The 2,415-nt window shown below is 68.2% G+C and carries 2 protein-coding genes; both read left to right on the forward strand.

The window, feature by feature from the left end; translation table 11 throughout:
• A partial coding sequence (locus tag ACFHPP_RS30815) for a PEP-CTERM sorting domain-containing protein (protein ID WP_437167041.1) occupies positions 1-264 on the forward strand: 264 nt, incomplete at its 5' end.
• 238 nt (positions 265-502) lie between these two features.
• Positions 503-1,903, forward strand: a complete 1,401-nt coding sequence (locus tag ACFHPP_RS30820) for a cation:proton antiporter (RefSeq protein ID WP_437167042.1) — start codon at positions 503-505, stop codon at positions 1,901-1,903.
• Positions 1,904-2,415 lie beyond the last annotated feature (512 nt).

A 2,415-nucleotide genomic window follows, 5' to 3' on the forward strand; every position in this document is an offset into this window, starting at 1 on the left:
ACGCCCACCAACATCAATCGCCAGGCCGGCTCGGCCGGTGGCATCCCGCCGACGGGCACCATCGGGCCGGTGTCGTTCACCGACACCTTCACCTCCACGCCGCTGCTTGTCGGTGAGCTTTACACCATCTCGCTGCGGTCCACCGCGGGCGCTACGATCAGCCCCGGCCAGCCGGTGCCGGTGCCGGAGCCGGCTTCGCTCGCGATCCTGGGTGCGGGCCTGTTCGGTCTCGGCCTGGTGCGCCGCCGCCGGCAGCGTGGCTGAGGCCTGAGATGGAGCGGCGCGGGCCTGGATTCGCGCCGCCAAGGTGTGGGGGGCTGCAGAGGGCGTTGAATTCGTGATTCTCAAACACCTTCGGTGCGAAGAGCGGCGGCGGCGGTCACACACCGGCCCTGGATATCACCGCGGGGCGGATCGCGAGACGGCCTGGATGTGGTCGGAGGTACCGCGCCGGCTGTCGCGCTGAGGGCGAACGCCGGCAGTCCTGCACCGTTACCCGTTGATGCCCGATTTCTCCGATTTGTTGCCTGCCCCCTACATCGTCGCGCTCACCGGACTTGGTGTCCTCATCGCGCTGGTCGCCTGGCTGCCGCTGGCGCTGAGGCGGCTGCCGCTGTCGCTGCCGATCGTCTGCATCGCGCTCGGCGCCGCGATCTTCGCGCTGCCGCAGGTCGGGATCCGGCCGATGCCGATGGACCACCCCGAGATCACCGAGCGCTTCACCGAATTCGTGGTGATCATCGCGCTGATGGGCGCCGGGCTGAAGTTGGACCGCATGTTCCACTTCCGCCATTGGGCGGTGACCTGGCGGCTGCTGGCCATCACCATGCCGCTGAGCATCCTGGCCATCACCGGGCTCGGCGCCTGGGCCGGGCTGCCCTGGGTGGCGGCGCTGCTGCTGGGGGCGAGCCTGGCGCCGACCGACCCGGTGCTGGCCGCGGATGTCCAGGTCGGCCCGCCGATGTCCGGGGAGGAGGATGAGGTCCGCTTCGGCCTGACCTCCGAGGCCGGGTTGAACGACGGCCTGGCCTTTCCCTTCGTGAACCTGGCCATCGTGCTGGCGCTCAGCGCCGGCACCGGCGAGCCCTGGCTGCTGGAATGGCTCGGCTACAACGTGATCTGGGAAATCGGGGTCGGCGTGGTCGGCGGCTGGCTGGTCGGGCGCGTCTTCGGCTGGCTGACCTTCCGCATTCCGGCGGAAAGTCAGTTGGCGCAGACCGGCGATGGTCTGATCGCCATCGGCGCCACCTTCGTCTCCTACGGGCTGACGGAGATGGTGCATTGCTACGGCTTCCTGGCCGTCTTCGTCACCGCGCTGACGCTGCGCCACGCGCACCGGAAGCATGAATTCCACCGCGAGATGCACGACGTGACGGAGCAGGTGGAGCGTCTGGCGATGATGGTGCTGCTGCTGCTGTTCGGCGGCGCGCTGGTCAACGGCCTGCTGGCGCCGCTGCGCTGGGTGGATATCGGCGTGGCACTGGCGGTGCTGCTGGTGGTGCGGCCGCTGGCCGGGCTGATCGGCCTGGTCGGACTGCGCGCTGCCTGGCGCGAGAAGGCCACGCTGGCCTTCTTCGGGATCCGCGGCGTGGGGTCCTTCTACTACCTGGCCTATGCGCTGAACCATGCCGACTTCGCCGAGGCGGAGCGGCTATGGGCGATCATCGGGCTGATCGTGCTGCTGTCCATCCTGCTGCACGGGCTGACGGTGACACCGGTGATGCGGCAACTGGACCTGGCGCAGGGCCGCGATCCCGATGCGCCGGAGCGGGCGGAAATCCCGCCGCCGGGGCTGACAGGACCAGCCCGCATGATCGGCACGAGTGCTGGTGACGATGGAGGCCGATGTGTCGCTGCTGCGCGAACACCTGCGCCAGGTGGAAGACCCGCACCCCCAAGATAACGCTTCAGCACCGCGCGGTTTCGGCGTCGCCTATGTTGGTTCCAAACGATACCGATCCTAAATCGATTTGGTCCTGCGGGTGTTGTGCCAGCCCTGGAAAGCAGCGCGGGGCGAACTGGGGGCTTGGCATGGTCCCGCCCTGCGGCGCCCAGTGCCGATGCGCGGCACGTCCACCAAACGACTGGTTCACGACTACTGCGTGCTCGCCAGACCGCCAGCTGAACACGCCGCTGCCCCACCATGGTAAGTCAGCCGCGCCACCGTTTTTGTACTAGCGGGTGACGATGAGCGACCGGTCAACGCCCTCGCCTTCGAGCGTGCCTCCACCGCATGCAATTGCGGGCCTTCGGCTCGTCTCCGTGGTCCTTGCCACCGCACTGGCGTTGACTTGGCCCGCACTGCTGTTGAGCGGCGCACCCCTCATCTTCTCCGACACCTTCGACTTCCTCGCCATGGACTTCGGTCCGGAGCGCTACATCCGACCCCGCGGCTATGGATGGTTCGCAGGCTCA

The sequence above is a fragment of the Falsiroseomonas sp. E2-1-a20 genome (genome assembly GCF_051433195.1).
In the GTDB taxonomy this organism is placed as follows: domain Bacteria; phylum Pseudomonadota; class Alphaproteobacteria; order Acetobacterales; family Acetobacteraceae; genus Falsiroseomonas.